Source organism: Microlunatus flavus, assembly GCF_900110855.1.
GTDB classification, from domain to species: domain Bacteria; phylum Actinomycetota; class Actinomycetes; order Propionibacteriales; family Propionibacteriaceae; genus Microlunatus; species Microlunatus flavus.
The window spans coordinates 49,750-63,339 of sequence record NZ_FOFA01000006.1 but is presented as its reverse complement, the minus strand read 5'-3'; the positions used below and the strand labels follow the sequence as shown (position 1 = coordinate 63,339).

The window sequence follows — 13,590 nt, the reverse complement described above, 5'->3', positions numbered from 1 at the left end:
GCGGGTTCACAGGACGGGCGTCGTCCCGCCCACAGCAGACGCACAAGCCGAGCCGTTCTCCTGGAGGTCGAACCACGACGAGGAGGACACCGTGTCCCGACGCCCGACCCCGCCGACGCCCACGTACCAGGGCCGTCCGTACGACCACCCCGACGAGGAGCTGGTCGACCAGGGCCTGCCCTTCGACGTCACGACCCTGATGACGCGCCGCCGGGTGTTCCGCGCCCTCGGCCTCGGCGCAGGGGTTGCCGGGCTCGCCGCCTGCGGGGTCGCCGGCTCGGCCTCGTCGGGCTCGTCCGCCTCCTCGAGCGCCCCGAGCGCCTCGAGCGCCAGCGGTTCGGCGTCTGCCTCGAGCAGCGCCGACGGGCTCGCCGAGATCCCCGACGAGACGGCCGGGCCCTACCCGGGCGACGGGTCGAACGGGCCCGACGTGCTCGAGCAGAGCGGCATCGTCCGCAGCGACCTCCGCACCAGCTTCGGCAGCGCGAGCGGCACCGCGGACGGCGTCCCCATGACGCTGACGCTGGCGATCAAGGACCTGGTGCAGGGCGGCGTGCCCTTCGCCGGAGTCGCGGCCTACGTCTGGCACTGCACCCGCGAGGGCGGCTACTCGCTCTACTCCGACGGCATCACCGAGGAGAACTTCCTGCGCGGCGTGCAGGTCGCCGGAGACGACGGCACGGTGACGTTCACCAGCGTCGTGCCCGCCTGCTACTCCGGGCGCTGGCCGCACATCCACTTCGAGGTCTACCCCGACCAGGCCAGCACGACCGACGCGACGAAGGCCGTCGCCACCTCGCAGGTCGCGCTGCCCAAGGACCTGTGCGACACCGTGTACGCGACCACGGGCTACGAGGCGTCGGTCGCGAACCTCGCGCAGGTCAGCCTGGCCGACGACAACGTCTTCGGCGACGACTCCGGCGCCCACCAGCTGGCGACGGTCTCCGGGTCGGTGGCCGAGGGCTACGCCGTGGCGCTCACCGTCTGCGTCGACACCTCGACGACCCCGAGCAGCGGGTCCATGGGTGGCGGGGGAGCCCCGGGTGGTGGCCAGCCGCCGAGCGGCGGCCGCTCGGTGCCGTCATCGCGCTGAGGGCTGACCTCCGCCGGCCGCCTCCGGCACCATGGACGTCGTGGGCGGAGCCGGGACGGGTGTGCGGTGGCGGCGCCTGGTCCCCGCGGCGGCCGCGGCGCTCGCGGTCGGCCTGTCCGGGTGCGCGTCCGGTCAGCTGCCCACGGGCGACCGTGCGGCCGCCAAGAGGCTGACGGAGCTCCAGGCCTCGCTCGACGACGAGGCCGAGGCCCACTTCCAGCGGGTGGACGACCCGGTGGAGCTCGCCCGGTGGGCCACGAACGACTCCGGCCGGGACGACTACGGCGACGGGCAGTCGTTCACGAGGACGGTGGAGGCCCTCTCGTGGGGCAGCACCGACGGGCTGGACGGCCTGGTGGACCTGCGGTTGCGGGTGACCACGCCCGGCTTCGACTCGAGCTCGATCGGGAGCTCGAGCTACGGGCCGGGTTCCGCGGAACGCTGCGTGCGGTTCCACGTGGGGGCCGGCGACGACCCCGTCACGACGATCGACTGCGCGGGCAGGGCGGCGGTGGCGGTGCCGCCGAGGCCGACCCCGTCACCCGGCTCGGCCGAGGCCACGCGGCTCGACCCGGCGAAGCTCCGGGCCGCGATGAGGTCGTCGAGCCTCGCGTCCGCCGAGCGGGCCGCGGCGAAGGCGTTCCCCGCGCTGTCGGTCACCTCGGCCACGGTCGACGGTTCCTGGGTCGTCGTCGTGGTGCGCGGTGGCGACGAGCCGGCGTGCATGGGTGGCACGAAGAGCCCGGGCGGCCAGGTCGTCGTCGCGCAGGCGCCGCGGGTCCGACCCGGTGAGGACGACTGCAACCCCGACCGGTTCGTCCACGGGCCCGTCTACGGCCACTGACGCGGACCCGGCCGCACGGCGCCGCGAGAGCAGCGGTGGACTGATGCTCGGGTGACGGACACGATCGCGCTGATCGCGCTGGTGGCGCTGGTGGCGCTGGTGGTGCTGGTGGCGCTGGTCGAGGCCGGGCGGCTGCTGCTCGGTCACCGCCATCCCGGGCGCCGCTGGTACCCGGACTGCTGGGACCTCGTCGGAGGGCACTGCGAGGCCGGGGAGTCGCCCGAGGAGGCGGCACGTCGCGAGTGCCGGGAGGAGGTCGGCGTCGACGTGGGGGACCTGCGCCGGCTCGAGGTGCACCTCGACGACGCCGCGCTCGTCGCCCACGCGTTCCTCGCCACGAGCTGGCCCGGCACCCTGACGAACCTGGCCCCGGACGAGCACGACGACCTGCGCTGGTTCGGCGTCGCCGACCTGCCGCGGCTGCGGCGCGCCCACCCCTCCTACCGTCGGTGGCTGCCCCGGGTGCTCGCGGAGGTCAGCGGCACAGCCGCTCGATGAGGGTCTGCCAGCTGTCCTCGAGCGACCCGACCCGCCGCGCGGTGGCGGGCGGCGGGTTGTGGAGCGCGAGCAGCAGAGGTCCGTCGAGGGCGACGCTCAGCTGCACGGAGAGGTTGTCGACGTCGGCGATCCCCAGGTCGGCCTGCACGAGCAGCATCCGGATGTGCGTGTGCGTGAACTCCACGCCCGAGGCGGGCACGGGCCCACCGGGATCCAGGGTCGCGCGCATGACCTGCAGGTGGTCCATCAGGAACGTGCTGCGGGCGCGCCCGTACGCGACCAGCCGTCGCACCGGGTCGGCTCCCGGACCGAGCGGTGGCTCGCCGGTCATGACGGCGGTCTGGAAGGCCAGCTCGTCGGCCTCGAGCAGGGCCCGGAAGATGCCGGCCCTGGTGCCGAAGGCGCGGAACGCCGTGCCCTTGCCCAGTCCGGCTCGCTGCGCGAGGCCGTCCATCGTGATCCCGGCGGCCCCGTGCTCGGCGAGCACCTCACGGGCGACCGCCAGGAGGCGCTCGCGGTTGCGTACGGCGTCCGCGCGCTGCGGGCGGGGCTCGCCGAGGGGCACGAGCGGGACGGTCACCCCGCCACGCTAGAGGGAATAAGAAACGGGGTGCGCCCCGCTTAGCGTGGTGACCCGCACGACCCCAGCCAGAGGAGACCCACGATGAGCACGATCACGATCCTTGGAGCCGGCAACATGGCCGCCGCGATCGGCGGCCGCGCGGCGCGCGCCGGCCACACCGTCGAGGTGATGAGCCGCGACGCCGACCGGGCGCGGGCGCTCGCGGAGCGCCTCGGGCACGGGGCGGTCGCCGGCACGTTCGGCGAGCGTCCGGCGGGCGACCTCGTCGTCCTGGCCGTCCTGCACGCCGGTGCGGTGGACGCGGTCGGTCAGTTCGGCGAGGCGCTGAGCGGCAAGGTCGTCGTCGACATCACCAACCCGTTCAACGCCGACGGCAGCGGGCTCGTCACCGGACCCGGCGACTCCGTGGCCGACCGGGTCGCCGCCGTCCTGCCCGGCGACGCCCACGTGGTCAAGGCGTTCAACACGGTCTACGGCGGTGCGATCAGCAGCGGTGCCCCGATGGCGGCGTTCTTCGCCGGGGACGACGAGGTCAAGCCGCTCGTCGCCGGGTTCCTCGAGAGCCTGGGGATGCGGCCGCTCGACGCCGGCGGCCTCGAGATGGCCCACGCCCTCGAGTGGGCCGGCCTTCTCCTGGTCGGCGTCTCGCGCAACGGCGCCGGTTTCGACGTCGCCCTGGGCGTCGACGCCGTTTGAGCGGTGCGGGGTCGGTCCGCCCGGGTCGGGCTGGGAGGACGTGGCGGACGAGGGTTCTGGGCGGCCCTCCTCGGGCACGGGTGCGGCTCGGGCCAGGTCGGGCGCTACCGTGCCCGCCCGAGGGGAAGGAGTCCGCTGGTGGTCGGACACGAGGAGCTGCCGGAGCGCAGCAGGGTCGTGCAGCAGCACCTGCTCGACGCCGGGCTGGACGTCCGCGTCCGCGAGCTGCCGGCCTCGACGAGGACCGCCGCCGAGGCCGCCGCCGCGCTCGGCTGCGCGGTGGGCGCGATCGCGAGCAGCCTGCTGTTCATGGCCGACGGTGAGCCGCTGCTGGTGATGACCAGCGGTCGCCACCGGGTGGACGTCGACCTCGTGGCCGGCCAGGTCGGCGCGGGCTCGGTCGTCATGGCCACGGCCGCCCAGGTCAGGGAGGTGACGGGCCAGGCGATCGGGGGCGTGGCGCCCGTCGGGCACCCCGCTCCGGTCCGGACCGTGGTCGACCGCGCGCTGCGCGAGCACGCCACCGTGTGGGTCGCCGGCGGCACCCCGCGCACCATCGTCCCGCTGACCGTCGACCAGCTCGTCGCCCTCACCGACGCCCGGGAGCTCGCGGTTGCGTCCGACTGACCACTCCGCGTCGCACCCGGGCTCGTCCCGGGCCTGGCGCGTCGCTCACCGCCCCGGACGATCCGGGAGCACGTGGGCGGTCGCCCGGTCGAGGACCGCTTCCGTCGTCCCCGGCGGCCAGGGGAAGGCGCGCGCGACGAGGCGCTGGTGCGCGTAGCCGTGCAGGACCAGCCAGTCGCCACGGCGGCGGTGAGGTCTTCCGGGTCGGGCTCTGCGTCCGCGCGGTCGGGGCCGCGTACGGCGTCGACGAGCACCGTCGTCACGTCGTGCCCGAGGTCGTCGGTGGCGTGGCCGTCGACCGCCCCCTGCTCGACCGCGGCGGTCACGTCCCACTGCCCGCCGAACATGACGAGGTGTCATCGAGCCGCGGCTCGTGGAGCTCGGGCCGCTCGCGCCCGCCCAGGCCCGCGTACGCGTCGAGGTCACCGGGGTGTCTCTCGCCGAGCAGTCGATGCGGAGGGGGAAGTACTACCAGCAGCCCCCGTTCCCGCTCGTGCCCGGCTACGACCTGGTGGGCCTCGTCGAGGAGCTCGGCAGCGCCTCCGGGGTGCTGCGGGTCGGTCAGCGGGTCGCCGCCCTGACCAAGACGGGCGGGTGGGCCCAACGCGTCGTGCTCGACGCCGGCGACCTCGTCGCTGTCCCCGACGGCGTCGCGGCCCGAGCGGCCGAGACCGTGATCGTCAACGGCCTGACGGCGCTGCGGGTCCTGCGCCTGATCGACGCCCCGCGCGGGGCGACGGTCGTCGTGCTGGGCGCGGCCGGCGGCGTCGGCTCGATCCTCGTGCAGCTGGCGCTGCAGGCCGGCCTGACGGTCATCGGCACGGCTGGAGCCTCTCAGCAGGAGCGGCTGCGCGACCTGGGTGTCGTGGCGATCGACCACCGGCGCGAGGACGTCGGCGCCCGGGTCCGCGAGCTCGGCCCCGCAGGGCGTCGCCGGGGTCGTCGACCACGTCGGGGGTCCGGGCATCACGACCTCCTGGCGCATGCTCGCCCGCCGAGGGCGGCTGGTCAGCCTCAGCGACCTCGGCGTGGTCGACGCGAAGCACCCGATGGTCCCCTTCCTGCGCCTCTTCTCGAGGCTGCAGGCGTGGAACCTCCTGCCCAACGGCCGCCACGCCACCTCCTTCGACGTCTGGGCCGGGCACCGCGACCTCGCCACCTTCCGGCGCCTGCTCGCGAACGGCCTGCAGACCCTGTTCGCCCACCTCGCCGCGGGGGAGATCAGCGCGCCCGTCGACTCCGTCTACCCCCTCGCGCAGGCCGCCGCAGCCCTGCGCCGCGCCGAGCAGGGTGGCCTGGCCGGGAAGATCCTCCTCGAGCCCCGAGCGGTCAGACGGTCGGAGCCCCGGCGTCGACCGGGGTCTGCACGCCGGTGTGGTCGTGCACGAAGCGGGCCAGGCGGACCAGGGCGGCCTCGCCCTCGTCGAGGATGCCGGCGAACGCCTGGAACACGTGCGGCACGTCGGGTGTGACGTCGAGGACGACCTCCACGCCCGCGGCGGCGGCGCGCGCCGCGAGGCGGGTCGCGTCGTCGAGCAGCACCTCGTTCGACCCGGCCTGGACCAGCAGCGGGGGCAGGCCCCGCAGGTCGGCGAACAGCGGGCTGACCCGGGGGTCGTCGGCCGCGACACCGGTGTGGCGCAGGTAGTCCGCCGACCGGGTGCCGAGCGCGGCGGCGGTGAGGTTCGGGTCCTTGTCCGCGTTGGCCCTGAAGCTGTCGCCCGAGACGGTCAGGTCGGTCATCGGCGAGAGCAGGACGGCCGCCGCCGGCGTACGCAGACCGGACCGGCGGATCTCGAGGAGCAGCGTGAGGGCGAGGTTGCCGCCCGCCGACTCGCCCGACACCACCACGGGCTCGTCGCCCACCTCGGCGACGAGGGCCGCGTACGCCGCCGCCACGTCCAGCGCGGCGGCGGGGTAGGGGTGCTCTGGGGCGAGTCGGTAGTCGACCGACACCACGCGCATCCCGGTGTGGCGGGCGATCGCGGCCGCGAGCCCGACCGAGCTGGCCGCGGTCCCGAGGGCGAAGCCGCCTCCGTGCAGGTGCAGGACCGTGCCCCGCGTCGCCAGCCCGTCAACCTCGACCCGGACGACCGGGACGCCGCCGAGGTGGTCGTCCGCGGTGCGCACGTCGTCGGGCAGCGGCTGCGCCGTCAGCAGGTGCTCCATCAGCGGTCGCTGCACGGCGACGTCGCCGCCCAGGTCGAGAGGTGCCTCGCGCAGCAGGGTGTCGACGGTCTCGCGCTGCTTCTGGGTCATGTCCGGTCCTCTCGTCGGGGGCGCTCGGTGCTCGCCCCTAGAAGTTAAGTCGTAATTAGATTAGCAGCAACATACTTAGTGCTCGCAGTAGCATCGGTCACATGGCAGGCGGTTCCGGAACGGTGCGACAGGTGTTCGACGACCTCGTGCGCTTCGAGACGATCCTGTGGAACCGCGTCGACGAGGAGCTCCAGCGCGAGGCCGACCTCTCCCTGGGCGGGCTGAACGCGCTGCTCGTTATCGAGGCCACGCCCCGGTGCCGGGTGCAGGACGTCGCCCGGGCGCTGGCCATCACGGTGGGCGGGACGAGCCAGGCCGTGGACCGGCTGGAGAAGGCGGGCCTGGTCGAGCGCACCAGCCATCCGACGGACCGCCGGTCGTCCGTCCTCGCCCTCACCGGGGCGGGCTCGGCCGCGCTGCGTCGGGCGGGTCCCGTGTTCGACCGGGCGCTCGAGCGGATGCTCGCGCGACCTCTCGGCGACGAACGGCTCGCCACCCTGGCGGCGGCCCTGCACGACCTGCGAGGCTCCGCGACGTAGCCGGCCCGTCGGGGTCGTCGGAGGACCCGTCGCGGCCTACCGTGGTCGCGTGCAGCGACGTCACCTGCTCGCCTCGGCCGCCGCCCTCGCCGGTGGCGCAGCGCTGCTCGGGGGTCTCGCGGGGTGCGGAGGCTCCGGCGACCTCGTACGGGCCGACGTGATCCGGGCCCGCCCCGAGCCCGGGCGCGCGGGTGCCACGGTCGAGGCCGTCGGGCGCTTCAGCCTCGACCTCCTGACGCGCCTCGACGCCACCGGGAACCTCGTGTGCTCACCCCTGTCGGTGCTCGTCGCGCTGGCCATGGTCCGCAACGGCGCGGCCGGCGCCACGGCCGCCGAGATGGACCGTGCGCTCGGGCTGCCGCCGCTGGACGAGCTGAACGCCGGCATGAACGTGATCGACCAGACGCTGGCGACGCGGACGGGCCAGCGCGGCACCGGGGAGCGCAAGGGCACGGTGCAGCTCGACCTCGCCAACGCCGTCTGGGGGCAGGACGGCTACGCCTGGCAGCAGCCGTTCCTGGACACGCTGGCCGCCGACTACGGCACCGGCGTGCACGCCACCGACTTCGCCGGGGACGAGGTCGGGGCCCGCAAGGCGGTCAACGCCTGGGTGGCCGACCGCACCCACGACAAGATCACCGGCATCGCCACCCCGGATGTGGTCAACGCCGACACGGCCCTCGCGCTCGTGAACGCGCTGTACGCGAAGGCGCCGTGGGCCGACCCCTTCGACGAGGCCGCCGACCACCCGTTCGCGGTCGGTGGTGCCGAGCGGGTGCCGGTCGCCATGATCAGGAGCGCGACGTCGCCCCGCCACCTCTCCGGCGCGGGCTGGCAGGGTGCGCGGGTCCCGCTGCTCGGGGACGAGCTGGCGCTGACGGTCGTCCGTCCCGACGGCGACGTCGGCCCGCTGCTCGCCACGCTGAGGAGGTCGGGGCTCGGCGGCGTGCTGGGCGGCGACCCGCAGGAGAGCGTCGAGCTGACGCTGCCGCGGTTCACGGTGCGGTCCACCGTCGACCTGCGCCCGCCGCTGACCGGCCTGGGGCTCACGACCGCGTTCACCGACGCCGCCGAGCTCCCGGGGCTCACGGCCACCGACCAGCTCAAGCTGCAGGCGGCCAAGCACATGGGCTACCTCGCCCTCGACGAGAACGGCATCGAGGCCGCCGCGGCGACGGTGGTCACCGCCGAAGCCACGAGCGGGTCCGCCGGGCCCGCCCACGAGCTGGTCGTCGACCGCCCGTTCCTCTTCGTGCTCCACGACGTCGCGCTGCGGCTGCCGCTGCTGCTGGGCGTCGTCGTCGACCCGCGCTGAGCCGTACGAGGCGCGGGCGCGTCAGGCGCCGCAGAAGACGCTGTCCGGCATCACCCGGGCCACCGTCATGCCCAGGCCGGCCCCGACCTGGTAGACGGGCATCACGAGCAGCACCGAGCGGTCCCCGGGTGGTGCGCCGAGGTGGGCCACCCCGGCGTCGGGCACGGAGGCGACGTCCTCGCCGGGCACCGTGACGACGACCAGGTTGGCGTCCGTCGCCTGGGGCAGGCCGACGGCGGCGACGTCGGACCCGAACAAGTCGCCCGCCTCCGCACGGTCGGGCACGCCGGGGGAGTCCTGCGTCCAGGGCGCGCCCGGACGTCCGGGGTCCGCCGAGCCGTCGTCGCGCAGGCTGATCGTGTCGGCCAGACCGGCGTCGCCGACCGTTCCCACGTCCTCACGCGGGCTGCTGGTCACCAGGTCGAGCGAGGGCCCGGGGCCGAACCCGCCGGTGGCCACCGCGGTGCCGTACGCGTCGCCGGCGGCCACGGAGCCGGCGACGCCGGGGGACGCCTGGTCGAGGGTCGCCGGCAGGCCCACCAGGCCGGAGAACACGGCCTGCGGCGGTGCAGGGAAGGAGGCGAAGGAGACCGTGCCGGCGTCGGCGGCCGTGCCCACGTCCTCACCGGGGACCCCGATCGCGACCAGACCTCTCCGCGTGCTGCCGGTGCCGGTGAAGTACGCGTCCAGGGCAGCCCCGTAGCGGTCCCCGACCTCGGCCGCGTCCCCGGCACCCGGCGTGCTCTGGTGCGTGAGGCTCTGCGTCCCGGCAGGACCGACGAGGACGACCGCGCCGGCGTCCGAGCGGGGACCGACGTCCTCGTGGGGCACGCCGACGACCAGGAACGACCCGACGCAGGTCGGCAGGATCCTCAGCACCTCCCCGAACCGGTCGCCGGCCTCGGCCGCGCCGTCGCCGGAACCGGTCTGCGTGGTCCGTCCGGCCACGCGGGACCCATCCAGGGAGGCGCTCACCACCCAGCCGGCGTCGACGACGCCGTCGACGTCGCGCCCGGGGGCCCCGACGACCACGTTGCCCCCGTTGACCCCGGCCAGGCTCGAGCCGAACGCCGCGCCGGCCTGTGCCCCGCCGAGCCCGCTCAGCGACGCCTCGTCCCACGTGGCGCTCAGCCTGATCGCCCCGCTGGTCGACCCGCGCAGCCGGAACACCTGTCCGGCGCCCTGCCGGCCGTCGACGGTCTGCCCGGGAGCACCCACCACGAGCTCGGAGCAGTAGTCCCCGTCGTCGCCGAGGATGTAGTCGGGGGCGAGGAGGACCGCGGCACCGAAGCGGGCACCGGCCTGAGCCGTCAGCCCGGGGATGTCGTCCATCGTCAGCAAGGTGCGCCGGACCGGGTTGCGCGGGTCGTCGGAGCCGGGCGCCGCCACGTCGGAGAACACGACGAGCGCACCCGCGTCGGGCTTGCCGGCCAGGTCGTACGAGGGCAGCCCGAGCACCACGTCCGGACCCCCGCCGTCGACGTCGGTGGTGTTCGACGCGCAGCTGCCGACCCGAGCCTCGGCTCCGTACCAGGGACCCGACGCGAGCAGGAGACCGGCGAGAGCGACAGGCAGCAACCGCTTCATGGGGATCCTCTCAGGATCACTCCACTATGAGCCGTTCGCGCGGGCTTGTCACCACCTCTCCGCTCCGTGAGGGAGCTCGACCGGAGACGACGGGCCGGGACCCCCTGAGGGCCAGGCGACGGGCCCTGACGCGCGTCGACCCGGCGGGAGCGCCGGAGGACCGCCTCCTCGTCAGGCTGATGTCGATCCGCCGCCGGCGGGATCCGGCATCCGCGCGGTCAGGTTCCGGAGCATGTCCGCGGGCGTGGTGTCGTAGCCCGTCGCCCGCGCCCCGCTCCAGCTCACGCCGACCAGCAGGCCGTCCCGCTCGAGACCGGGCAGCCACCGCTCGCACCACACGTCGAGCGTGATCGGCAGGTCGACCCGGAACCCGGCGTACGCGGCCACGGTGTCGACGACGCGCCGGGCCCGGGGCTCCCGGGACCAGAAGGGCATGGCGCGCAGCTCGGAGAAGGGGTCGAGCGGGGCCGGGATGCCGGCGTCGTCCCGGATCGTCCACACCGTTCGCCCCTCGACGACCTCGCGGTAGAAGGCGTCGGCCTGGGCTGCGCTGACCGTCACCCCGCCATCGTCGCGCAGGCCGGCCGGCCGATCAGGGCGTACGGAACGGCGCGGGGTCGAGGACGGCGGAACCCGGGTCGGAGAGTCGCCGGGTCGGCCACCGGGCGAGGTCGGCCTCGAGCAGGGCCGGGTCGCGGTCCGGGGCGGTCTCGTCGAGGATCTCGAGGGCGGTGATCCGTTCGATGCGGAAGCCGCGGATCGCGTTGCGCAACCGGCACCAGCCGGCGAGCAGCCAGGCGTCGCCGGCCCTCAGCAGCCCCATCGTCTCGACCTCGCGGACCGTGCTCGTCGCGGTGTCCGGCGTGCCGTCCTCGGCCTCGCCGAGGTAGGCGATCCGCACCACGCGGCGTGCGGCGATCACGTCGGAGAGGAGGCCGAGCGGTACGGCGCCGGCGGCGGGGGCGACCGCGTCGACCACCCGCACCGCCGCCAGGCTCTCCTGCACGGGCGCGCGGTGCGCCTCGTCCATCACCGCGACGATCTTGGCGCGCGCCCGTCGGGCTGCTCCCTGGTACGGCGAGGACTCGAGCAGGGCGAGGCCGGCGAGCACCGCGAGCGACTCGGCCTCGGCCAGGTTCAGCGGCGGCAGGGAGTACTCGCGAAGGATCGCGTAGCCGCCCGCCGCCCCCTGGGTGGCGTAGAGGGGGACCCCGGCGTTCTGCAGCGAGGCGAGGTCGCGCTCGATGGTCCGCGTGGAGACCTCGAGCTCGCGGGCGAGCCGGGCGGCGGACCACGGCCGGCGTGCCCCGCGGAGCAGGTCGACGAGGGCGTACTGCCGCTCGGCTCGCTTCACGAGCTCAAGCCTCGCAGGGGACCAGCCGGGCCGCGGGCCGCATCAGGAGCGCATGCTCCGCGCGCCGCCGACCGACCACACCCGTCGGACCCGGCCGTCGGGGTCGAAGTCGAAGACGTCGACCCCGCCCGAGACGGCGCCGTCCATCTCGACGTCCCAGAGCAGCCGACCGTGGTCGGCGTCGATCGCGTCGGCGACGTGGCTGAAGACGACGCCCGCGTGCTCCCGGTGCCACCAGCCGAGGTACGCCACGAAGTCCTCGGCGGTGCGGATGGCGTCGGCCGGCGTGGAGCCGTCGCGCTCGGTGACCGCGAAGTGGATCCGGAAGTCGTCGGCGCAGATCTGGCGCGCGATGGCGCCGTCGGTGTTCCACATCGTCAGCCACGCGTCGAGCGAGCGGCGGGCGCCGGTCGCGGTCGTCGGGGTTGTCGTGCTCGACGGGGTGGACGGGGTCGTGGGTGTGGTCGTGGGGTGCGTGGATGCGCTCATGTCCGCCAGCCTCGGACGGCGAGGCGACAGCTGCGTGTCGGAGTTCGCCGCCGAGGTCGACGGTTCGTCAGGAGGCGGACGGTCAGCTCTGCGCCTCGAAGACGATGTCGCCGCCGGCGGTGCCGCCCATGGTCTCGTTCGGCGCGTCGGGCGAGATCGCGTAGCTGAGCTTGTACGTGCGCGACTCGGGCGTCGTGCCGGCCGGGCTCCACCCGCCCACGCCGTTGGCGTAGCCGGTGTGCGCCATGCCGAAGGTCATGAGGCTGCCGCGGAAGACCTCCGCGCCGTCGGGCAGCGCCGCGAACCCGTCGCACGAGCCGAACGAGCCGCCGGTGCCCTGCGTGATGGTCAGGTCGACGTACGCGGCAAGGCTGGTGGTCCCCGTGCCGTTCGCGCCGTAGATGCGGACCTCCGACGGCAGGCTGCCGTTGCTCGTGACCACCAGGCAGCGGCTGCCGGTCGCGCCCGGGCGCGCGTTGGCCACGCTGAAGGCGGCCGCGTTGCTGTCGTCGTCGGTGAGGGCGACCGTGCCCGACGACCAGTTGTTCTGCGGGCGGGAGGTGGTGGCGGAGTAAGCCGAGTACGACGACTGGGCGACGACCAGGCCGGAGACGGCGAGCGCGGCCGGGACGGCGACGAGGCTCACGACGGTGGCGAGGGTGCGCGACGGACGCCCGGCGCGAGCGGCGGCGGTGCGGGTGGCGACGGCGGTCGTGGACATGGGGGCTCCTCGAGACGGTGGTTCTCCGACGAGCCAGCCCCCGCTGGCCCTCAGCCCCGTGAGGGGCTGATGACTGAACTCTGGCGCCGTCACCTCGGGAGAGGCTCAAGCCGGGCCTCGACCTCGCTCAAGACCTCCGCAAGGTGTCGGCCGGACGAAGCCCGAGACGCCGGCGGCCCCGGCACGTCGACCACGTCCGGGGCGAGGGCGGGTGGTGCTGCGGCTCAGCTGTTCTGGGCCTCCCAGGTGAAGCCGATCGCGGCGGTGCCGCCCTGGGTCGTGTTCGGCGCGTCGGTCTTGACCGTGTACGTCAGCTGGTACGTCCGCGACTCCGCCGGCGCACCGGCCGCGACACCCGCGGTGGCCCAGCCGCCCACCCCGCTGCCGTACCCGGTGGCGGTGGCGCCGAAGTTCGCGAGGGTGCCGGAGTAGACGCTCGACCCGGAGGGCAGGGCGGTGAAGTTCGCGCAGCCGCCCGCGGAGGAGCCGCCGGTGCCCTGGGTGACGGTGAGGTCGATGTTGTCGGCCAGCGCCTTCGTCGACGCAGCACCCGTGCCGTAGAGCTTGACGTTGGCGGGCAGGGTGCCGGTGGAGGACACCACGATGCAGCGGCTGCCGGTGGAGCCGGGCTTGAGGTTGGCGGCGGTGAAGGCGGCGGTGTTCGCGTCGTCGTCGGTCAGGGCGACGGTGCCGGTGGCCCAGTTGCTCGTCGGGTTGACCGTGGTCGCGGAGTAGGCCGAGTAGGACGACTGGGCCACGACGAGGCCGGACACGGCCAGCGCGGTGGGCACCGCGAGCAGGGACACGATCGTGGCGACCTTGCGCGACGGGCGGCGGCCGGCGGTACGAACGGCGGTGGTGGTGGCGGCGGCGGTCATTTCGGGGGCTCCTTGAGGTGGTGGTCGTGCTCGAGTGGTGTCGTTCGAGCCAGCCCCCGCTTGCTCCCCGGGCCCTTGTGGCCCGGTGAGAAGAACTCTGCCGAGAC

Annotated in this window: 15 protein-coding genes and 2 pseudogenes; 9 read left to right on the top strand and 8 right to left on the bottom strand. The window is 74.8% G+C overall.

The features are described 5' to 3' along the window. Positions 1–91: 91 nt before the first annotated feature. The 3 genes from BMY04_RS14225 to BMY04_RS14215 are packed head-to-tail and all read left to right on the top strand — an operon-like array spanning position 92 to position 2,435. Positions 92–1,093: a dioxygenase family protein gene (locus tag BMY04_RS14225; RefSeq protein WP_091182016.1), complete on the top strand. Its 1,002-nt coding sequence runs from the start codon at positions 92–94 to the stop codon at positions 1,091–1,093. A gap of 40 nt (positions 1,094–1,133) precedes the next feature. After that, the gene (locus tag BMY04_RS14220) at positions 1,134–1,937 is read left to right on the top strand and encodes a hypothetical protein (protein WP_139209868.1); all 804 of its coding nucleotides are present in this window, start codon (positions 1,134–1,136) and stop codon (positions 1,935–1,937) included. A gap of 51 nt (positions 1,938–1,988) precedes the next feature. Then, positions 1,989–2,435 carry an NUDIX hydrolase gene (locus BMY04_RS14215; protein ID WP_232506403.1) on the top strand — a complete coding sequence of 149 codons (447 nt, stop codon included), beginning with the start codon at positions 1,989–1,991 and terminating at the stop codon, positions 2,433–2,435. On the opposite strand, the gene BMY04_RS14210 is transcribed toward BMY04_RS14215, so the two are convergent. Further along, positions 2,413–3,015: a TetR/AcrR family transcriptional regulator gene (locus tag BMY04_RS14210; protein ID WP_091182009.1), complete on the bottom strand. Its 603-nt coding sequence runs from the start codon at positions 3,013–3,015 to the stop codon at positions 2,413–2,415. The genes BMY04_RS14215 and BMY04_RS14210 overlap by 23 nt on opposite strands. 84 nt (positions 3,016–3,099) lie before the next feature. Here BMY04_RS14210 and BMY04_RS14205 point away from each other — a divergent pair, with 84 nt between their 5' ends. From BMY04_RS14205 to BMY04_RS23610, 4 genes and pseudogenes are all read left to right on the top strand, one after another. Then, a complete protein-coding gene (locus BMY04_RS14205; protein WP_091182006.1) occupies positions 3,100–3,714 on the top strand; it encodes an NADPH-dependent F420 reductase in 615 nt (204 codons plus the stop codon). Between the two features lie 138 nt (positions 3,715–3,852). After that, positions 3,853–4,341 carry a YbaK/EbsC family protein gene (locus BMY04_RS14200; RefSeq protein ID WP_091182002.1) on the top strand — a complete coding sequence of 163 codons (489 nt, stop codon included), beginning with the start codon at positions 3,853–3,855 and terminating at the stop codon, positions 4,339–4,341. 451 nt (positions 4,342–4,792) lie between these two features. After that, positions 4,793–4,927: pseudogene (locus BMY04_RS23700) on the top strand (alcohol dehydrogenase catalytic domain-containing protein); the annotation flags it as partial. A 274-nt stretch (positions 4,928–5,201) separates the two neighbouring features. Continuing rightward, positions 5,202–5,597, top strand: a pseudogene (locus BMY04_RS23610) (zinc-binding dehydrogenase); the annotation flags it as partial. Between the two features lie 73 nt (positions 5,598–5,670). Here the strand turns inward: BMY04_RS23610 and BMY04_RS14190 are convergent. Beyond that, a complete protein-coding gene (locus BMY04_RS14190) occupies positions 5,671–6,600 on the bottom strand; it encodes an alpha/beta hydrolase (protein WP_091181997.1) in 930 nt (309 codons plus the stop codon). Between the two features lie 101 nt (positions 6,601–6,701). Here BMY04_RS14190 and BMY04_RS14185 point away from each other — a divergent pair, with 101 nt between their 5' ends. After that, a complete protein-coding gene (locus tag BMY04_RS14185) occupies positions 6,702–7,139 on the top strand; it encodes a MarR family winged helix-turn-helix transcriptional regulator (RefSeq protein ID WP_091181994.1) in 438 nt (145 codons plus the stop codon). 49 nt (positions 7,140–7,188) lie between these two features. Next, a complete protein-coding gene (locus BMY04_RS14180; protein ID WP_091181991.1) occupies positions 7,189–8,454 on the top strand; it encodes a serpin family protein in 1,266 nt (421 codons plus the stop codon). A 21-nt stretch (positions 8,455–8,475) separates the two neighbouring features. On the opposite strand, the gene BMY04_RS14175 is transcribed toward BMY04_RS14180, so the two are convergent. The 6 genes from BMY04_RS14175 to BMY04_RS14150 form a co-directional block, all read right to left on the bottom strand. After that, a complete protein-coding gene (locus BMY04_RS14175) occupies positions 8,476–10,041 on the bottom strand; it encodes a hypothetical protein (RefSeq protein ID WP_091181988.1) in 1,566 nt (521 codons plus the stop codon). A gap of 171 nt (positions 10,042–10,212) precedes the next feature. Then, complete coding sequence (locus BMY04_RS14170) at positions 10,213–10,602, bottom strand: DUF2750 domain-containing protein (RefSeq protein WP_091181984.1); 390 nt, start codon at positions 10,600–10,602, stop codon at positions 10,213–10,215. 31 nt (positions 10,603–10,633) lie between these two features. Beyond that, entirely contained in the window at positions 10,634–11,395 is a 762-nt protein-coding gene (locus tag BMY04_RS14165; RefSeq protein ID WP_091181979.1) for a helix-turn-helix transcriptional regulator, read from the bottom strand. Between the two features lie 42 nt (positions 11,396–11,437). Further along, positions 11,438–11,884: a hypothetical protein gene (locus tag BMY04_RS14160; RefSeq protein ID WP_232506402.1), complete on the bottom strand. Its 447-nt coding sequence runs from the start codon at positions 11,882–11,884 to the stop codon at positions 11,438–11,440. An 82-nt stretch (positions 11,885–11,966) separates the two neighbouring features. Beyond that, positions 11,967–12,605: a hypothetical protein gene (locus BMY04_RS14155; RefSeq protein ID WP_198410172.1), complete on the bottom strand. Its 639-nt coding sequence runs from the start codon at positions 12,603–12,605 to the stop codon at positions 11,967–11,969. Positions 12,606–12,829: 224 nt separating this feature from the next. Further along, the gene (locus BMY04_RS14150; RefSeq protein WP_091181974.1) at positions 12,830–13,483 is read right to left on the bottom strand and encodes a hypothetical protein; all 654 of its coding nucleotides are present in this window, start codon (positions 13,481–13,483) and stop codon (positions 12,830–12,832) included. Positions 13,484–13,590: the final 107 nt, after the last annotated feature.

Coding starts and splice junctions, on each gene's coding strand:
- BMY04_RS14185 (WP_091181994.1), top strand. CDS start 6,702: ATGGCAGGCGGTTCCGGAACGGTGCGACAGGTGTTCGACGACCTCGTG.
- BMY04_RS14190 (WP_091181997.1), bottom strand. CDS start 6,600: ATGACCCAGAAGCAGCGCGAGACCGTCGACACCCTGCTGCGCGAGGCA.
- BMY04_RS14175 (WP_091181988.1), bottom strand. CDS start 10,041: ATGAAGCGGTTGCTGCCTGTCGCTCTCGCCGGTCTCCTGCTCGCGTCG.
- BMY04_RS14155 (WP_198410172.1), bottom strand. CDS start 12,605: ATGTCCACGACCGCCGTCGCCACCCGCACCGCCGCCGCTCGCGCCGGG.
- BMY04_RS14150 (WP_091181974.1), bottom strand. CDS start 13,483: ATGACCGCCGCCGCCACCACCACCGCCGTTCGTACCGCCGGCCGCCGC.
- BMY04_RS14205 (WP_091182006.1), top strand. CDS start 3,100: ATGAGCACGATCACGATCCTTGGAGCCGGCAACATGGCCGCCGCGATC.
- BMY04_RS14160 (WP_232506402.1), bottom strand. CDS start 11,884: ATGAGCGCATCCACGCACCCCACGACCACACCCACGACCCCGTCCACC.